This window comes from Spirosoma arcticum (genome assembly GCF_054779955.1).
In genome coordinates this window covers 94278-111752 of sequence record NZ_BAAGXG010000018.1, presented here as the reverse complement: position 1 = coordinate 111752, position 17475 = coordinate 94278, and the positions used below count along the sequence as shown (strand labels likewise).

Annotated in this window: 10 protein-coding genes; 2 read left to right on the top strand and 8 right to left on the bottom strand. The window is 51.9% G+C overall.

Translation table 11 applies throughout. The features are described 5' to 3' along the window. Positions 1–5: 5 nt before the first annotated feature. The gene (locus tag ACYVHB_RS27660; protein ID WP_461055134.1) at positions 6–95 is read left to right on the top strand and encodes a fasciclin domain-containing protein; all 90 of its coding nucleotides are present in this window, start codon (positions 6–8) and stop codon (positions 93–95) included. Between the two features lie 329 nt (positions 96–424). On the opposite strand, the gene ACYVHB_RS27655 is transcribed toward ACYVHB_RS27660, so the two are convergent. Further along, positions 425–1012: a DUF4082 domain-containing protein gene (locus tag ACYVHB_RS27655; RefSeq protein ID WP_461055131.1), complete on the bottom strand. Its 588-nt coding sequence runs from the start codon at positions 1010–1012 to the stop codon at positions 425–427. Between the two features lie 427 nt (positions 1013–1439). Between ACYVHB_RS27655 and ACYVHB_RS27650 the strand changes: the two genes are divergently transcribed. After that, positions 1440–1667 (top strand): DUF1801 domain-containing protein, encoded by a 228-nt coding sequence (locus ACYVHB_RS27650; protein WP_461055130.1) that lies wholly within the window; start codon positions 1440–1442, stop codon positions 1665–1667. Positions 1668–1815: 148 nt separating this feature from the next. Here the strand turns inward: ACYVHB_RS27650 and ACYVHB_RS27645 are convergent, their stop codons facing one another. The 7 genes from ACYVHB_RS27645 to ilvD form a co-directional block, all read right to left on the bottom strand. Beyond that, a complete protein-coding gene (locus ACYVHB_RS27645) occupies positions 1816–3183 on the bottom strand; it encodes an IS110 family RNA-guided transposase (RefSeq protein WP_461055129.1) in 1368 nt (455 codons plus the stop codon). 760 nt (positions 3184–3943) lie between these two features. Then, positions 3944–7522, bottom strand: a complete 3579-nt coding sequence (locus ACYVHB_RS27640) for a VCBS repeat-containing protein (RefSeq protein ID WP_461055128.1) — start codon at positions 7520–7522, stop codon at positions 3944–3946. 87 nt (positions 7523–7609) lie between these two features. After that, the gene (locus ACYVHB_RS27635; protein ID WP_461055127.1) at positions 7610–9157 is read right to left on the bottom strand and encodes a RagB/SusD family nutrient uptake outer membrane protein; all 1548 of its coding nucleotides are present in this window, start codon (positions 9155–9157) and stop codon (positions 7610–7612) included. 20 nt (positions 9158–9177) lie between these two features. Beyond that, positions 9178–12327: a SusC/RagA family TonB-linked outer membrane protein gene (locus ACYVHB_RS27630; protein WP_461055126.1), complete on the bottom strand. Its 3150-nt coding sequence runs from the start codon at positions 12325–12327 to the stop codon at positions 9178–9180. Between the two features lie 282 nt (positions 12328–12609). Beyond that, positions 12610–14925 (bottom strand): alpha-L-rhamnosidase-related protein, encoded by a 2316-nt coding sequence (locus ACYVHB_RS27625; RefSeq protein ID WP_461055125.1) that lies wholly within the window; start codon positions 14923–14925, stop codon positions 12610–12612. Then, entirely contained in the window at positions 14922–15767 is an 846-nt protein-coding gene (locus tag ACYVHB_RS27620) for an amidohydrolase family protein (RefSeq protein ID WP_461055124.1), read from the bottom strand. The genes ACYVHB_RS27625 and ACYVHB_RS27620 overlap by 4 nt, the downstream gene beginning before the upstream one ends. After that, on the bottom strand, positions 15754–17475 hold the full coding sequence (gene ilvD, locus ACYVHB_RS27615) for a dihydroxy-acid dehydratase (RefSeq protein ID WP_461055123.1): 1722 nt from the start codon (positions 17473–17475) through the stop codon (positions 15754–15756). The genes ACYVHB_RS27620 and ilvD overlap by 14 nt, the downstream gene beginning before the upstream one ends.

Sequence of the window (17475 nt, the reverse complement as noted above, 5' to 3'; positions counted from 1 at the left end):
AAGTGATGGTCAACGGTGCCGAAGTGATTATTGCCGATGTGGATACTGACAATGGTGTTGTTCACGCCATCAACGCGGTACTGATGCCCGCTTAATTAGCCGGACGCATAAAAACAAGAAGGCTCAACTCTAGAGGGTTGAGCCTTCTTGTTTTTATGCTTTTTAGTAGATGGACAAAGAATTATTGGGTGCGTTTAAAAAAGGTTCCTTTTTGTAAACTACTGATAATCAACAATAATGGACGAATAATTTCCTTAGCGTAATTCTTCGTCCATTTACTAAAAGAAGCCCTCAACCAGCGCGACCAATAGCCCGAAAATAACCTTGGTCTGCATAGCAAAAAGACCGATAACCGGGTTTTGCGGCTGTCGGTCTTTGTTAAGTTAACACAAAAGGTAGGCAAAACTTTCCGATCGGCAGTGGCTCAGTCGGGGATAAATGTAAATTCGGGGAAGCCGGAAATTGAGCTGAACTGGCTCAGGGAGGAGGTTGGAAAGGCAACCATGCTGCCACTGCCGGAGCGGCTGGCATGCATCGTGATGGTGCCTTTTGTGGCGGGCAAAACATCGCCCCCGCTGGCTTTAAAAGCTTGGGTGAACGACCCCTGGCTACGCTGGCCCGATCGGTTGTTGATGCTGATTAAGTATTTCTTGTTGATCGTCAGCGGCACTACGTCTGTGTCGGTGAGCGTTAGTTGGTCAGGTACCTCTTGCTCCACCGTTTTTTGTCGTAATACCTGTCCGCTATCAAAGTCCCAGACCGTGACTACATAAATACCCGCGTCCGGCAGTTTGCTACCCACCTGGGTGAGTTTACCGGCGACGGAACTGCTAAATACCACACCCGACTCCCGGAAACCAGTACTCCGAATCCCCACTACAGTTAACGCCTGCGACTGCTCGCTCAGGAGGGTAGTTATCGGGTTCTCGGCCGGTTTGGCAGCTTCGTTCTTATCACAACTCGTCAGGCTTGCCGCAAGCAGCAGCAGTCCACACACCCTTAATTTTTTCATGGTGACATAAGTTTGTTAGTTTGCTAATCGGAACCAACGCAAACTGCCGGAACGGGCGCAGCGCGGTTTTGGTATCAAACTTAAAAGCCTGCCTGTGTCCAGCCCCACCTCGCTGAAGAAAAAGCAGAATTATTGATCCACCGGCTTACAACCCATTGCTAAATTCGTTAGACGCACCCCCCGAAATTTAAGGTGCGTTTAAAAAAGGTACCGCAACGGCGGACCGCAAAATCCACAGTCACGCTCCGGCCCGTCCAGGGAGCCCGTACCGGCCGTTGCGGTCACGACTCCAAAAATCGTGTCTGGCGAAACGGATCTGGCTGTTGCACAACTTTAAGTGAGTGAGTAAATTGGGAATGCGAATTCAAGTAGCCAACACTCATTCAAGAGCTACTGCCTGATCAAAAACTAAACGACAACCCAATAAATGCCTTTTGACCTCAATGTGACCAAATTTTTGGATGATTTGAATCATCCTTTACGGCCGGAAATCGAAGCCCTGCGGCTGGCTATCCTGCAGGTCAACGGTTCGTTACTAGAAACCATCCAATGGAATGCTCCCAATTATTCAGTAGGTACCGAAGACCGGATAACGATGCGAATCCATCCATCTAACCAAGTCCAACTCATTTTCCATCGCGGGGCCGCCGGTTAAAGAGCAGCCCAAAACCAAAGTATTAGAAGAAGATTCAGGGCTCCTGGATTGGAAGGCTAATGATCGAGCCATTACCACCTTTACAGACCTGGCTGCAATTGAAGCTAGTCAGCCGGCCTTAGTCAAGATTATTCTATACAACTAGTAGCTATCCCACTGACAAAGAGGCTTTTGCAAACAATCGGATCAACTCGTCCTGGCTTAAATCTAGGGCTGCTAAACGCCGTTGCACCTGGCGTAAGCCCGCTTCCCTTGTCTTTTGAACGGTGGCTTTAACTTGTGCCTTCTTATACGGTTCTTCTTTAGTCAGCATGTGCCAGATAATCATCGCCAGCTTGCGAGCCGTAGCCGTGATAGCTGCCACTCGCCCTTTCTTGTAGGCAATACGTTTGAAAAAGGGACTCAACTCATGATTGACTTGATTGCCAATTGAGTTGGCCGCCTGTCGTAAAGCGATCGCGATGGAGGATTTGCCCGTGGGCGTACGATGACTGATGATGCGCCCACCACTGATTTTATTGTTGGGTACCAGCCGTAGCCAACTGGCAAAGCTTTTAGCCGAGCCAAACTTATGAATATCCTTACCCAGGGTCGTCAACAGGCAAAGCACCGTACTGTGACTCACACCCGATATGGCAAACAGGTCCGTTTTAAAATAGTGATAGGCCAGTCCCGAGATGGCAAAGGATGGCGCATTCTTGCTGCTTTTCTTCTTACCTGTTTCGGGAGTTTTTGGGGGAGGTTGGAGGACCAAATCGGCCGGAATACTCCGTCGTAGCGCCTGTTCGATCACTTGATCGCAGTCAAGTAGAGCCTGCTGGTATTGGCGGTAAAAGTTCAGGTTCGCTTTTAGCTCGAAGAGGTATTCTTGCCGCCAATTCCCGTGGAGCGATTGAGCAATCTCCTCTTTAGATCGTTTAACTCGGATGTCTACTAAGGAGGCCAACTCATGGGGGTCGCGCTGACCGCCTAAAATGGCTTCGATGATGGCCAGGCCCGACTTACTGGTGATATCGCGGATGGCCACATCCAACCGCAGGTTCATCAACCGGAGTGCTTTCTGCATTTTATGGGTGTAAGTAGCTAACTGCTCAACCAGATGCTGGCGATGATAATAGTATGTGCGTAACTCCTGCAATGTATCACTCAACAAAAAACTGCCTGATAACAAGCCCAATGAGTGCAACTTCTGAATCCACAGACAATCAATAATGTCTGTTTTGCGGCCTTGCACATTTTTAGTCTGGCTGCCGCCGACCAGGAGTACAGCGAAGCCTGCTCTCTGTAAGGCATTGAAAAGCGTCTGCCAATAGGTGCCCGTGCTCTCCATGGCCACCGAAGTAATGTCATGCTTTCGCAGATAATCGATGAGCAATTGATGATCCTGAGTGTAGACGCCAAAGGAGCGTACGTTTTCTTTGTGTTGGTCGACGGCTACCCAATGCTCGCGAGAGCCAATATCAATGCCAGCAGCATGTGGATTGACAACGGGCAGGACTGCGGTTTGCTTTTCCATCTTGAAGACTGATTACAGGTAGGCAAAGACTTCAGGGAATGCAGAGGGGTCTAAGATTTTTCTATACGGGATTCTCGTGGGGAGATCACCAGTGAATTCAACAATTGCCTCGGAGAGGCATTCTACATTCCAGCCCAGATTTCAGGAAGGACTTACGAGTACCAGTTATATTGATGAGCTTATGGCTGAAGTTCTGACAAGATAGGAAAATAGCCCAAGCTGCCCGTTTCAAGTTGTCACGAGTATTCAATGGTGCTTGCACAATCGGATGATTTCAGGACGGGTCACGTTGGAAATCGTCCATGAAAACGTCCGATTCACGCCGGGGCCAGCCAGCATGTTAATGAGGAGTGAAACAGGCTTTTCATTCCCTGGCTTCGGCCCGCATCGGCCGGTATAGCCGCTGGCCGTTTAGCGGAGCGGGACCGATCCGGTTCCAACTAACCGTACCGAAATAATTACTTAATCGAAAAGCCGCGTCTGTTGAATCTGGACGCAGCTTTTACTCGCTGGCAGGTATACTGCCGTAATCGTCCCATTTTTGCATTATTCTCTGGAATCGTCAAGCGGGTAGGCGTTGGTTCGTCTACAAACAAAATCAATAGAAATGCCCTGCCCGACTTCATCACGTTTAGTTCAACGGACTGACCCGGATGCGACAGTTGAGCTATAGTTTCACCAAGTGTGCCTTACGAATGCCTCCTTTTCACTGGCTCGCGTTTAGGGGATCAGGACATACTCGCTCAAGTATATATTGTTCTTACTTTAGCAGTCGGCTGTTTCCTTTACCGTCGATCAAGACAATTAATTGGGCGTTGACCGGTATCTTAATGACTCGTGCCGACTGAGATAAGTAGCCCGAACCATAATAAAATTCATGGTAGCTACTTGTGCCATTCGTGTAATTAATTTTGGCCCTGACGTCGAGTGGACGGGCGTGAATGAGCCGGTAACTCGACCTGCGTTCGCCGGTCGGCTTTAATACAATCAGACTATCCGAGTTTACGGGAGCCAGTAGTAGGGTCTGCCCGGAAACAGAAGGCAGAATAGCCAGCCCTTTCGTGTCGCCTTTCAGAAAAAGGCCGCTTCTTTGAGGATTTACAGGGCTGAAGTGTCCCCGACCGTCGCCCAGTAGCAATAGTGCCAGGGATGCATCCTGCCAGCCGTAGACGACCTCATACGAATAAGAATTGCCCGTGATGACCAAATCAGTCTGGCCATCGTAGTTGAAATCTCCGGTTTGTATACCGCACACGGACGAAAACTGGGCTTCAATGGGTAAAGGACGGATGCTGAACTTGCCAGCTCCCTGGTTTTCAATGATACACGACTCGAAACGGTCAGCCGTTTGATGATTTGCCTTCGCCAGTAACGCCGGGTCGATCAGTTGAGCTAATTTGGCCTGGCTATAACTCGTATAGTCAGCAAATTTCTTCTTTAAAGAGGGAATTTTTTTAAACAGATCGTCGCGGCCACTGAAGGCAAATTGTTCGCGCTTAAAGTCAGCATTGCGAATGAAATGAGATAAAATTGGATCGTTATTCCCATTCCTATCAAAGTCATCCGTGTATAATTCGATAGGTTCCGAAGGCGTGGGCTTGTAGTCGATATTGGCCCCCATATTACCCACCACGTAATCCACATCACCATCGTTGTCAATATCGGCGGGTTGAATGCTGTTCCACCAACCCCGCGTATTTTTGAGAGTTGTCTGGTTCGTCACATTAACTAGTTTACCCCGTTGATTCTGATAAAAGGTGACCGGCATCCACTCACCTACTACAACCAGATCGGGCCATCCGTCGCTGTTGAAGTCGGTCCAAACGGCCGAAGTAACTATACCAACCTGCGAAAGTCCGGGGGCCCTTGTTTGTGTGGCATCGCGGAAAATACCTCCCTGATTCTGCAACAGGTGGCTGGCAGACGGTGTAGGGTATGAATCAGGTTGGCAGGTTCCGCCAACGAAGAGATCAATATCCCCATCGCGGTCATAGTCTGCACCCACCACGCAACTGCCATTATCGTGTTCCGGGGGTAATGCATTGAGCATCCGGGTAAACGTCCCGGTACCATCGTTGGCGTACAATCTGTCCTGTAGCAGCGCGTCCCCGGCCTTGAATTCGCCGCCCCCGCTCACGACATACAGGTCATTATCACCATCACCATCTGCGTCGAAAAGCAGACTGGCTATGTCTTCACTCGCAGCCTCGGCGTAATTAATTTTTTTTTGGGCAAACGTGCCATTGGCACGTTGCAGAAAGAGCGTTCTGGGCTGGCCCGCTGATCCGCCGACGTAAAAATCAAAACCGGGTTTATTGTCTACCTCACCAACGGCAATACCCGGTCCGGCTTTGTCATATTGCTTAATCAACAGTGGGTTATTGGAAAACCCATTGTGTTGGTTTTCTACGTGTTGGTAGTATATCGCTGTCTCATCATTCACTTGGCGGAAGAAGGGTACTGGTTGCTCAATGGGCTTGTTGGCCTCTTGACTGTCGGCATAACGGAGTGTCAGTTGCTGATTAGCCCGTACGTTTCGTAGTGTCTGACCGCGACCGTCGGGCCAGGTAACGGTCAGTGAATCGACCATCGCCTGGTTGCCCAATCCGAAGTGCAGGGGTGTGCCCATACTGGATAAATACCCCTTTACGGGACTTTGGTAGGCATACTGATGCAGCTTTTGGGCGTAAATAAAGATTTTGGCTCCTATTCCGTTCACATTCGCCGTACTACCCTCAATCTTGATGTTTAAGTAGTGATGATGATTTGGGGTACTTTTACTGGATAGATTCTCGAACAGGTAAGCGTCCTCATTGATGTTGTTAACGACCAAATCCAGGTCGCCATCGTTGTCCAGATCGGCATAGGCGGCCCCATTAGAGTATGAATCTATGGCTACTCCTCCCGTCCCGGTTATATCGTCGAAAGTGAGATTACCCCTGTTCCTGTATAGATAATTAGAAAGTTTGACCCCTTTCAGTTTACGGGTTATGTCCTCGCGTTGCTCTTGCTTTTCTTCATTTGAGCCGAACATGGTGGTAGCGGCCTGGTAATTGGCAAAATCGAGGTCGGTAATATTCTTAGCGAAACCATTTGTTACATACACGTCGCGCAAGCCGTCGTTGTCGAAGTCAGCCACAAGTGGTGCCCAACTCCAGTCGGTAGCGTGCAAACCGGCTAACTGACTCACATCCGAAAAATACGTGGTGCCGCCCGCATCGGCCCCCCGGTTCAGATTGAGCGTATTTCGCATGAACTGAGGAACGTACCCGGCAGCCTTTTCGAGCAGGAACCGATCATAATTCATGCCGGCAATGGTTGTCTTCCGGCGTTCGTTGGTAGCGGGCAGCATATCAACCACCATCACGTCGGGCAGCAAATCGTTATTGATATCGGCAATATCGACGCCCATACCGTTATAGCTCTGGTGTTTTTGGCTCCGGGCTGACGACTCCAGGAAGACCGGGCCAGCGGAATGACTGTTTCGCTGGTTGATATAAACATGGTCGTTGGGCATGAAATCATTGGCCGCGTAAATATCCGGCCAACCGTCGTTGTTGAGATCATCGACGGCCAGCCCCAGCCCATACCCCTCCTCGTAAATGCCGGATTCGGCGGATACATCCACGTAGAAAGGGTGGCCCAGCGAGTCGGTGCCGGTGTTGCGGTATAGCCGGTCGTTGGTAAGTCCCCGCGTCAGGGCGTAGTCCTTGGGGTAAACAAACGTCTTTTCGACCCCGTTGACGCTGTTCGTGAGCAGATACATATCCAGGTCTCCATCCCGGTCGTAGTCTAAGAAAGCCGACTGAACGCTGAATGGTGTATTGGCCAGTCCGTACGCAGCCGCCGATTCTTTGAACCGGGGGATGCCCAAACGGCCCACACCCTGATTGATAAAAAGCAGGTTGCCGAACTTATTAGCCTGACCGGGTCCTGCCACGTTAAGGTATAAATCGAGCCAGCCATCATTGTTAATGTCAACGACTGAAATACCCATAATCCAGGCGTGGGTAGTCAAACCGGCAGTCGCCGTAATATCGTCAAAGTGTAGCTTACCCTGATTTAGAAACAAGCCGGACGACACCATATTACCGCCCATAAACACGTCGGGCAGGCTGTCGTTGTTGAAATCGCCGATGGCAACGCCACCCCCATTGTAGCAATAGTAGTAATTGAGTACGTTAACAGAATCGTTCTCGGTAATCGTATTGGAAAACGTCAGACCAGTTTGGTTAGCAGAAAGTCGCTTAAATAAAGGTTGCTCCCGTGTGCGGTCGCACGAGAGCAACAGTAAAGTGAAAAGAAGAAAGTGAACGATTAAATAACAGGACGTCTTCATACAACGACTAACAACTACCGTGTCTACGGCCTGAACAGGAACGGGCAATCAGTGAGTTATCCACCGATTACCCGTTGAAAGTTAACCTCAATAACCCGGATTCTGCTTTAGTTTCGGGTTGCTTCCTATATCATTTTGGGGGATTGGCAGGTACTCGTGCTTCCCTTTCTGGAAAACCCCCTTGCTGTTGGAGCGGTACTCGGGGTGCTGGGCAAAGACATCCGCAGTGATACCCCACCGGTTAAGGTCGAAAATCCGGGTTCCTTCCAGAGCCAGTTCAAGCACCCGCTCGGAGCGAACGGCGGTTCTGAAGTCATCTTTGGTCAAACCGGTTTTAATATCGGGCATGGTAGCCCGCGCCCGTACCCGGTTGATGGACTGATAGGCGGCAGTGGTGGGGCCGTTGGCTTCATTTTCTGCTTCGGCATACATCAGCAACACATCGGCAAAGCGAATGATCCGCAGATTATTAGTCGAATACCCTTCGGCTCCCGGCACCGATGAGTTGATCCGCTCAAAGTTCAGATACTTCCGCGCCCAGACTTTGGTGAGTTCACTGCCCGAAAAGCTTTTCGTGAAATCGTCCTGATACACTTTGGCACCGGGGTAGTTCCAGACGATGGTGGCGTAGGCGCGGGGGTCGGTAAGACCCGTTCGGGTTTTTTCGGATAGAAACAGATCGAGCACCCACTGATTTATGCTTACCGTACCCTGAGGAGTGTAGCCCTTAGGGGCAATGTCCTGCTCCCAGCCCTGCCCCCGTAGCGGGTTAGGCGTTCCACTCGGGCCCCAGTTGCCGTTGCTCGAACTCTGGTACTGCAACTCAAAGAGCGATTCCTTATTGTTATTGGAAGCAGCCAGAAAATTATCCTGATAATTGGCCGTCAGGTCGTAAGTAGCTAAGTCAATCAATTTTTTAAACTCAGCCGCTGCCGGTCCCCATTCTTTTGTGTATAGGTACGCTTTGCCGAGTAACGCGGTAGCGGCTCCCGAAGTAGCCCGACCCAGGTCTTTGGCCTTCGCAGGCAGTTTACTCTGCGCTTGCTTCAGGTCCGACTTAATGCTGGCCCACACATCGGTCTGAGTAGCCTGAGTTACGAAAAGCTCGTCTACCGTATTAACCGGCTTCGTAACCAAGGGAATATTACCCCACATATTCAGCAGATAGAAATGGGCCAACGCCCGCAGGAAATAAGCTTCGCCAACAATTTGAGCCTTCCGAGTTTCGTCCATTTGGATGGTTGGCACCCGGTCGATTACTTGGTTGGCCCGCGACACAATGGCGTTCAGTTCGCCCCAGCCCTCACTAACCCGCCCATCGGTCGATGTCACGGTCAGTGTTCCGGGGTCCTGCACCCCGGAGGATGGGTATGGATTGACTTCATCGCCCCGTTGCGTGGTGAGAATTGCCCCCATCATCCGGCCAAAGCCCATGATCGTTGTCAACGGTCCATATACCGCAACTAAGCCCTTTTCGGCGTCGTCGGCCGAGCGCCAGAATGAGTCCTGGCTTAACTGATTGGGATTTTTAATATCCAGCGCATCTTTGCTGCAGTGCGTCATCAGCAGGCAGGCCGACAGCAGCGACGCGGATAAAATCGCTTTACGTCCGAAATGTTTAAGTAGCGTTTCCATATTGTCGTATCAATTGTCGATTAAAAAGTTAGGTCAAGACCAACAAAAATGCTGCGGGCCTGTGGGTAGGTCTCCACGTCTACCCCACTGCCAAATAACCCCTGGGCCTGGGTGGTGCTGGCATTGCGGCCTACTTCGGGGTCGTAGCCCGTGTAGTTGGTGAACGTGAGCAAGTTTTGACCCGACACGGATACCCGTGCACTACCAATTTTGATTCGGTTCATCAGGGATGCAGGCAACGTATAGCCAATCTGGAGGCTTTTAACCCGGAAGTACGAGCCGTTTTCGACGTAGAAAGATGACGCTCGCTTGTTGTTGGCCGGGTCGGTGAGGGTTGCTCTCGGAACGTCGGTGTCGGTGTTTTGCGGGGTCCATGCGGTTGACGCATCCAGTAGCCTGTTGCCATTTGGTGCCAGCAGGTACATGTACTTTTTGGCGTTCCAGATTTTGTTGCCCTGCACCCCCTGCACGAATAGGTTCAGATCAAAGCTCCTGTAGCTGGCGTTGAGTATTGTACCGTACTCGAATTTCGGTATAGGGCTACCCAGGAATGTCTGATCGTTATTGTCGAGCTTACCATCACCGTTCACGTCGCGGTATTTGAAATCACCCGGCACGGCGCTGGTACGTCCGTCTTTGGCAATTTGATCTTGTGACTGGTATATTCCATCCACCACATAGCCATAGAAACTACCTACCGGCTGCCCAACATCAGTGCGGGTAGCGGTTAATGTTTCGATGGTAAACCCGCCCCCCGAAATTGGACTAACCCCTTCGCCGAGCGCCAGTACCTTGTTACGAATGGCACTAAAATTGGCCGTGATGCTGTACCTCAATCCGTTTGCACCGGGCGCATGGTTGTACGTCCCCGATAGTTCAACCCCTTTGTTTTCTATCGTGGCAGCATTTTTCACAATTGAGCTACCAACGCCACCGTAGATTGGAATGGGCAGATCGGTCAGAATACCCTCAGAGCGCTTATTGAAATAATCGAAGGTAAACGCGAGTTTGCCGTTGAGGAGCGATACATCCGCTCCGATGTCCGATGTAGTGGTGGTTTCCCAGACCACGTTTGGATTGGCGAAATTTGTCAAGGCCGTTCCCGGCTGAACCCCGCCCGGAAAATAATAGCTGGCGTTGATATTCAGCACACTGGAGGTGACATAGTTACCGATGTTTTGCGAACCTAACTTACCATAGCTACCCCTGATTTTCAGGTCGCTTACAAGGCTATTTTTTGGGAAGAACGGCTCATCACTCAAGCGCCAGCCTACCGAATACGACGGGAAAGTACCCCGACGATTTTCTTTGATAAATCGTGATGATTCGTCCTGCCGGATGGTTGCCCCAAGTAGATAGCGCCCTTTATAATTGTAGTTTACCCGGCCCAGCAGCGACCGGAGGGCGAATTGCTGGAGATTGCCGAACGAGTTAACTTTAACGTTGCTGGCATCCACAACCCGCAAGTCATTAGACGGAAAATCAGCAACCTGCGCGCCAATGCTTCGGCCCGTTCCGAGCTGCTGCGTGTAACCAGCCAGCAAATCAACGCTATGATCGCCAAACGATTTAGTGTAGTTCAGCGTGTTCTCAATCAGCGTTCCTATGTTCCGGCTCACGCTCTCGGTTAGGTCAGCAGCTTGATTAAAGGCACCATCGGTGTTACTGAAAAAGAAAGTTGGTGTGTAGTTGTAGGAACTGAAGACGGAGTAGTCCAGCCCTACGTTGAGCTTGTACCTGAGTCCATCAATAATCTCGTACTCGCCACTCAAACTGCCCAGCACCTGATCAGTGGTGAACTGATTGTCGTTCAGTTGAGCCAGACCATACCAGTTTACACCCCGTCTGACATCCGTTAGTTGAGGGTTTATACCCGCAAATCCTCCATCATTCTTGTCGTCATAAATTGGCAGGGTCGGTATTTCGCCGTTCTCACGGCCAAAATAGGTGTTGGGATTATTGACCCCCCGAGACAGAGCCAGCGACTCGGTCAGCTTAAAACGGCCCTTTGTGAACGAAGAATTAGCCCGCAGGTTATACCGCTTGAAGTCTGAATCCACAACAATACCTTTTTGATCAAAATACTGACCGGAAATGAAATACTTTGTTGTTTGATTCCCCCCGGAAAGGCTCAAGTTGTAATCCATCACCGGCGCGGCCCGCAGCGACAGGTTTTGCCAGTCGGTATCTACCGCCGGATTGAAGCCGGTTGTATTGGCCACCGACCGGGGTGTGCCGTCGTTATCGTTGGCCTGGTTGCGGTAGTCGGCGTACTGACGGGCGTTCAGAAACTTCAGCTTATTGGCTGCGCTTTGTGTACCCAACTTGGCACTAAAGTTAATGCGGGTGGCTCCCGACGTCCCGCTTTTCGTTGTCACCAGCACAACACCGTTAGCAGCCCGGTTACCATAAATAGCGGCTGCCGAAGCATCTTTTAACACTTCGATACTTTCGATGTCGCTGGGATTGAGCGATGACATGGAGCCAGTAATATTACCGTCGATTACGTACAGCGGCTGGTCGTTACCGAACGTGCCTGAGCCACGAATGACGATGTTGACCCCAGCCCCCGGCGAACCTCCGGCATTCTCGACCCGAACACCGGCCACTTTCCCCTGAATAAGAGCCGATGAGTTACCAACCGTAATGTTATTGATGTCCTGCGTTTTGATGGAGCCGATGGCGCCCGTTACATTGGCCCGCTTCTGCGTACCGTACCCCACTACGACAACTTCTGACAACGATTTGGTATCAGTAGCCAGGGACACGTCAATGGTTGTTTGCCTGTTAACAGCCACCTCTTTGGATACGTACCCGATGTAAGAAAACACGAGCGTCTCATTCCCCTCCGGCACAGTCAGTGCGTACCGCCCGTCGCTATCGGTTACCGTACCTTTTCCCGTCGCCTTCACCAGCACGTTAACACCCGGCAACCCCTCGCCGGTTTCGGACGATACGCGACCTTTTACCGAAACGGACTGGGTTGGATGTACGTTACCGGCTAACTGGTTTACCGACGGGTGACTGGCACTCCAGTTGCTTGCCAGGTGAAGTGGGGTGGAGTGGGGTCGATAAACAATGGAATGCCAACTCTGCGCGGCCACTTGTCGGGCACACAAGACGGCTAAGAGTATGGTCCCTGCTGTCTGGAAGTAAAGTTTTCGGTTCATGTTGTGAGCGGTTTAAGTGGTTAGTAAGGGCCTCATCGACGGCATACAGTGTGGAGACAGCCCGGTTTATTCAGTACGATCATCACGGGATTTTTATAGAAATATTCATACAAAAAAACGGACTATTCTTATGAAAAATTTTACGTAGTTTCACCTATACTAATACTCAATTCACACAAATCTTCACTTTATTGGTTTTATGTGGGGGAACTACGCGCAGTGCCTCCTCAGACCACGGTCTTGAGTGAAGTGAAAATTATACTGGTAGAAATGATATTGGAACTACTTGGCAAATCGGCCCATCAAAACGTGTTTGCCTGGCCCAAGGGTAACCATTTCTCTAACAGAATCTGGTCCTTCGTTCGGCAGTGTTTGTCCGTTGAGGGTGCGCGAAATAAACGGTGGGCTGTCAGCGGGTAAGGTCGCCATTACCCGTGTGTTCGGTGGCACCTGCATGGTGAGCGTAATGGCTCCGGGCGTTTTGGCAATACGCACGTGGAGCAGGCCTTGCGGAGTGGGAACCGTCGTTTGAAGCGCCTGAAGATCCGTCAGTGTTGGTCGAATAAGGTACGTATTGGCCTGCTCCCGGCTGGGCGATACACCCGCAACATACTCTGATAGCAGCACTAAGGGACCACCCGACCAGCCGTGATTGTTGCCGGTGTTCCCGTGTGCCTCACTGAGTTCATATTTCCACAGTTCCCAAAGGGTCGAAAAGCTCGATTCGGTCATGGGCCGGAACCGACGACGCATCCGCTCTATGGCCTGTTGCGGGCGACCTATCTTAAACAGGCTTTCCAGCACGAACTTTTCCATCCAGGGGCTGGCGTGTTCTGCCCGTTTAAACACCTGAGACAGGGCTTCCCACTTGGTTGAGTCGGCAACGCTGGTCAGTATCATCAGCGCGTTGGCCCGGTCGTCGGTTTGGCCTTTGTGATCTTTGTGGTGGTATGCCCTGCCGTTCCAACAGTCGGGGCTGTTGAGAAACGTGGTGATCGCGGCTATTTGCTGAGCATACTGTGTGGCTTCGTCATTGTGATGTAACAGATTCGCCATCTCCCGTGCGGTTTGCAGCGTTTTCAGATACCAGCCGTGCTGAATAAGCACCAAATCCTGATTTTCGCCCCAATCGCCCCAATCCCAGCCCCCTTTCCGGTAAAGGAGTTGGCCGGTCGGCTGGAGTTCCCAGACGGCCAGATACCGGCGCAGGGCGGGATACACCTGCCGGATTGTGGCTGTGTCGTGGGTGTAGCGAAAAAAACGGCTTAGTTCGCTCAGGGGCATCAGCGAGTGCGCCGGTAGCTCGTCCTTCCAGTTATCCTCTGGCACGGGGTTGTAGATTACGCCATCTGGTCGCTGCCAGTTGGCCAAATCTAAATACAGTTTCCGGCTCAGGGCAAACCCATTCGTGTCGAGGGCATAAAACGACTGTCCCATTTCCATCGCGGCATCACCTGACCACTGCGCCCGCTCCCGGTCGGGGCAGTCCATGTAATTATCGCGCATGTTCACGTACAGGGTACGCTGCGATTTTTTCCAGAGTCGGGTCAGTAACGAATCGTTACAGGTGAATGACCCGGCAAAGGTGGCGTTGTAGCCCGTCTCGCGGAATTGAACCGAGATCACGGCAACGTCTTTGGGCAAGACGTAACGTACCTCATGGCCCGATAGCCACCCATAGGATTCGTAAGTCTGCAGCCCCGCCTTCGTGATGTACTCCGAACCCGTCGTGTAGAGGGAGTCGGTTGGTCCGCCCGCCCCCATGTAGTAGGTATCCGAACCCATGAAAATTCGCCGACCTGCTGCGGCTTTAACCGTCAGTACGGGCGAAAACTGACAATTGTATGGTAGTTTGCCCACTAATGTATCGGTAGTACCGGCACCACCATGCCGTTCAACTGCCACGTAGTTCCGTAGGCCGTAGTCTTTAAAAAACGGAATGGGCCGTTTAATCAGCGCATTCCAGGGGGCCGCTGGGACGGTCCCGGCACTGACAGCAGCAGGCCAAGATGGATCATCATAAGCGGCTGTAAACCAATACAAGTTGGCTTTATTTGACATTGAGAATTCATTTCTGGCATCGTAATAAATATGGGGTTCCGAAAGACGGAAATTTGGCTTGGGCAGCTTCGAGGGGGCATAGGCCGGATGCACCCGCGCTTTCCAACCCGCATTAGATGTCAGTCCGATGGCTGGGCAATCGGCGTACAGGCCGCATCGCCCACTGTTTTTGTGCGAAAATCCCTTACCACCCCAGAACCATACCAACACCGCTACGGTGTTCTGACCCTGTTTCAGGAAAGGTGCAATGTCTAATTCATCGTAGTACGTGTCGCGGGGGGTGGGGCCGCGTTTTAGTCCTCCCTCGTAAACGGCAAGCTTGCCATTGATCCAAAGCCAGTACTTGGTATCGACCGCCAGACGCATCGGTGCTCTGGTCGGTACGGACGTAACCGTAATCGTCTTTCGGAAGCAGTGCCAGGTGTTGGGCGTCGTCAACGTGTCGGCAGATGTACTGATCCAGGAACCGGTAAAGGGTTGTGCCGAGCCAGGTATAGAAAAGGCGATCAACAGCCAGAAAAGAAAGGATTTAGTCATGATGGGAGTCGATATACCCGCACAGCGTTGTGGTAGAATAACTGGTTGAGGTCACTGGTCGTACAGTCCTTAAGCAACTCCTGTAGCGTGTCAAGCCAGTGCGCCAGCCGACCGGCGAGCAACACCACCGGCCAATCACTGCCGTACAGCAGCCGGGCAAACCCAAATGAGTCAATGGCGTGGTAGAGATAGGGTTTTAGGTTGTCAGGCTTCCAGCTTGTCCAGTCCGCTTCGGTCAGCAGCCCCGACACTTTAGCCACCACATTGGGAAACTTGGCCAGCGTAGTCATATCTCGCCTGAAAGGCTCAAATTCACCGCTTTTTATGGCGGGCTTCCCTAAATGATCGAGCACGAAAAGCGTATCGGGGCATTGATCAATTAGCCGGATCGTTTCTTCCATTTGAAACGGTTTGATACTTAGATCGAGACTTAGTCCATAGGCGGGCAACCGCCGGACAGTAGCCAGAAAATCGGGTGTCAGGCAAAGCCCCGGCTCTGTTTCGGTCATTCGGCGAACGCCTTTCAGCAAGGGATTCGACTGCATTCGTTCCAGGTCAGCCGTCAGCGATGCCACTCCCTGTTCCAGCGGCAAATACCCTACTATCCCCTGGATACGGGTATCCTCACTAGCCAGTTCTTCAGCAAAACTGATCTCCTCCCAGTTTTGTCGGGGCAGGCATTCGGCCTGCACAAAAATCAGCTTATCAATCTCATAACCGCTGACAGCGAGTGTATAATCAGACAGGTGAACGCTCCGGTTGATTGGGAGTACGGTTGCCAGCCACGGGTACAATAGCCGGTCAACATCCCACAGGTGCAGGTGAGCGTCAATGATTTTCATAAAATATGGGTGTTGGCGCATGAAACCATTGAGCCTCATCGGTAACGCAACCCTGCGCGGCCGGCGATACCGTGTAACTGTATTTGAGCAATACGCCCCATTCGTAGCGCGGCAGCGGTGGTTCCCAGGCCAGCCGCCGAAGGGCCAGTTCGTCGTCGGTAAGCAACGCGTCAATCCGGTTGACCCGGCTGTCGACCCGAATCAGGTCGCCATCGCGCAGCAGGGCAATTGGCCCACCGACGAAGGCTTCGGGCGTTATATGGCCGATGACAAAGCCGTGGGTACCGCCCGAAAACCGACCATCGGTAATAACCGCGACCGCTTTCCCCAAACCCGCGCCCATCAGCGCTGAAGTCACTTTGAGCATTTCGGGCATTCCTGGCCCACCCCGTGGTCCCTCGTACCGAATCACGACTACATCATTGGGCTGAATTTTGTGGTCCTGTACGGCCTGTACCGCATCCACTTCGCTATTGAACACGCGGGCCGTGCCTTCAAAGTATTCGCCTTCCTTACCCGTTATTTTCGCCACCGACCCACCCGGCGCAAGGTTACCGTACAGGATTTGCAGGTGTCCGGTGGCTTTTAGGGGCTTATTGAAGGGCATCATCATAGACAGTGTATCGTTGAGCGGGGGCACTGCCGATAGGTTTTGCATCAGCGTCTGGCCCGTCACCGTCAAACAGTCTCCGTGCAGATACCCTGCTTCTAACACTTGTTTCATGATGGCTGGTATGCCGCCAATGGCGTGAACATCTTCCATAAGGTAGCGACCGCTGGGCTTCAGATCGGCTAGCAGGGGCGTCTTATCGCTGATGCGCTGAAAATCATTCAGCGTCAGGTCAAGTTTGGCCGCCCGGGCGATGGCCAGCAGGTGCAGTACCGCGTTCGTGGAGCCGCCCAGGATCACGGTCATCGTAATGGCATTTTCGAGCGATTGACGGGTCAGAATATCCGACGGCCGAAGGTCTTCTTTGAGCAGATACCGGATGTAACGCCCTACGCGGTAACACTCCTGTTTTTTCTCGTTACTCAGGGCGGGATTCGAGGAGCTATAGGGTAGACTCATCCCCAACGCTTCGGCTACTGTCGACATGGTATTCGCCGTGTACATCCCCCCGCACGAGCCCGCCCCCGGACAGGCTGCCTTGACGATATCCGATAGTTCTTCCTCCGTAATGGTGTCGGCTAACCGCGCTCCGTAGGCCTCCAGTGTGGATAGGATATTGACTTTTTTGCCCTGATAGGCTCCTGAATACATACTGCCCCCATACACCATCAGGCTGGGACGGTTCAACCGGCACATGGCCATCAGGCCACCGGGCATATTCTTGTCGCAGCCCATAACGGGCACTATTGCATCGTACCACTGCCCATTGGCTATCGTTTCGATAGAGTCGGCAATCAGATCCCGGCTGGGCAGCGAATAGCGCATGCCGGTGGTTCCCATTGTCATGGCATCACTGACGCCAATGGTGTTGAAAATAAGCCCGTTCAGGCCTTCTGCTACCAGACCCTGTTTGACGTACGTGGCCAGTTGGTTCAGGTGACTATTACAGGGGTTTCCCTCCCAACCGGCACTGGCTACGCCGACGAACGGTTTTTTTAAGTCGTCATCGGTGAGTCCGGCCCCGTGCAGCATTGCCCTGGACGAGGGTTGGCTGGGGTCTTCGGTGAGGGTGCGGCTGTAGCGGTTGAGTAGTTCCAT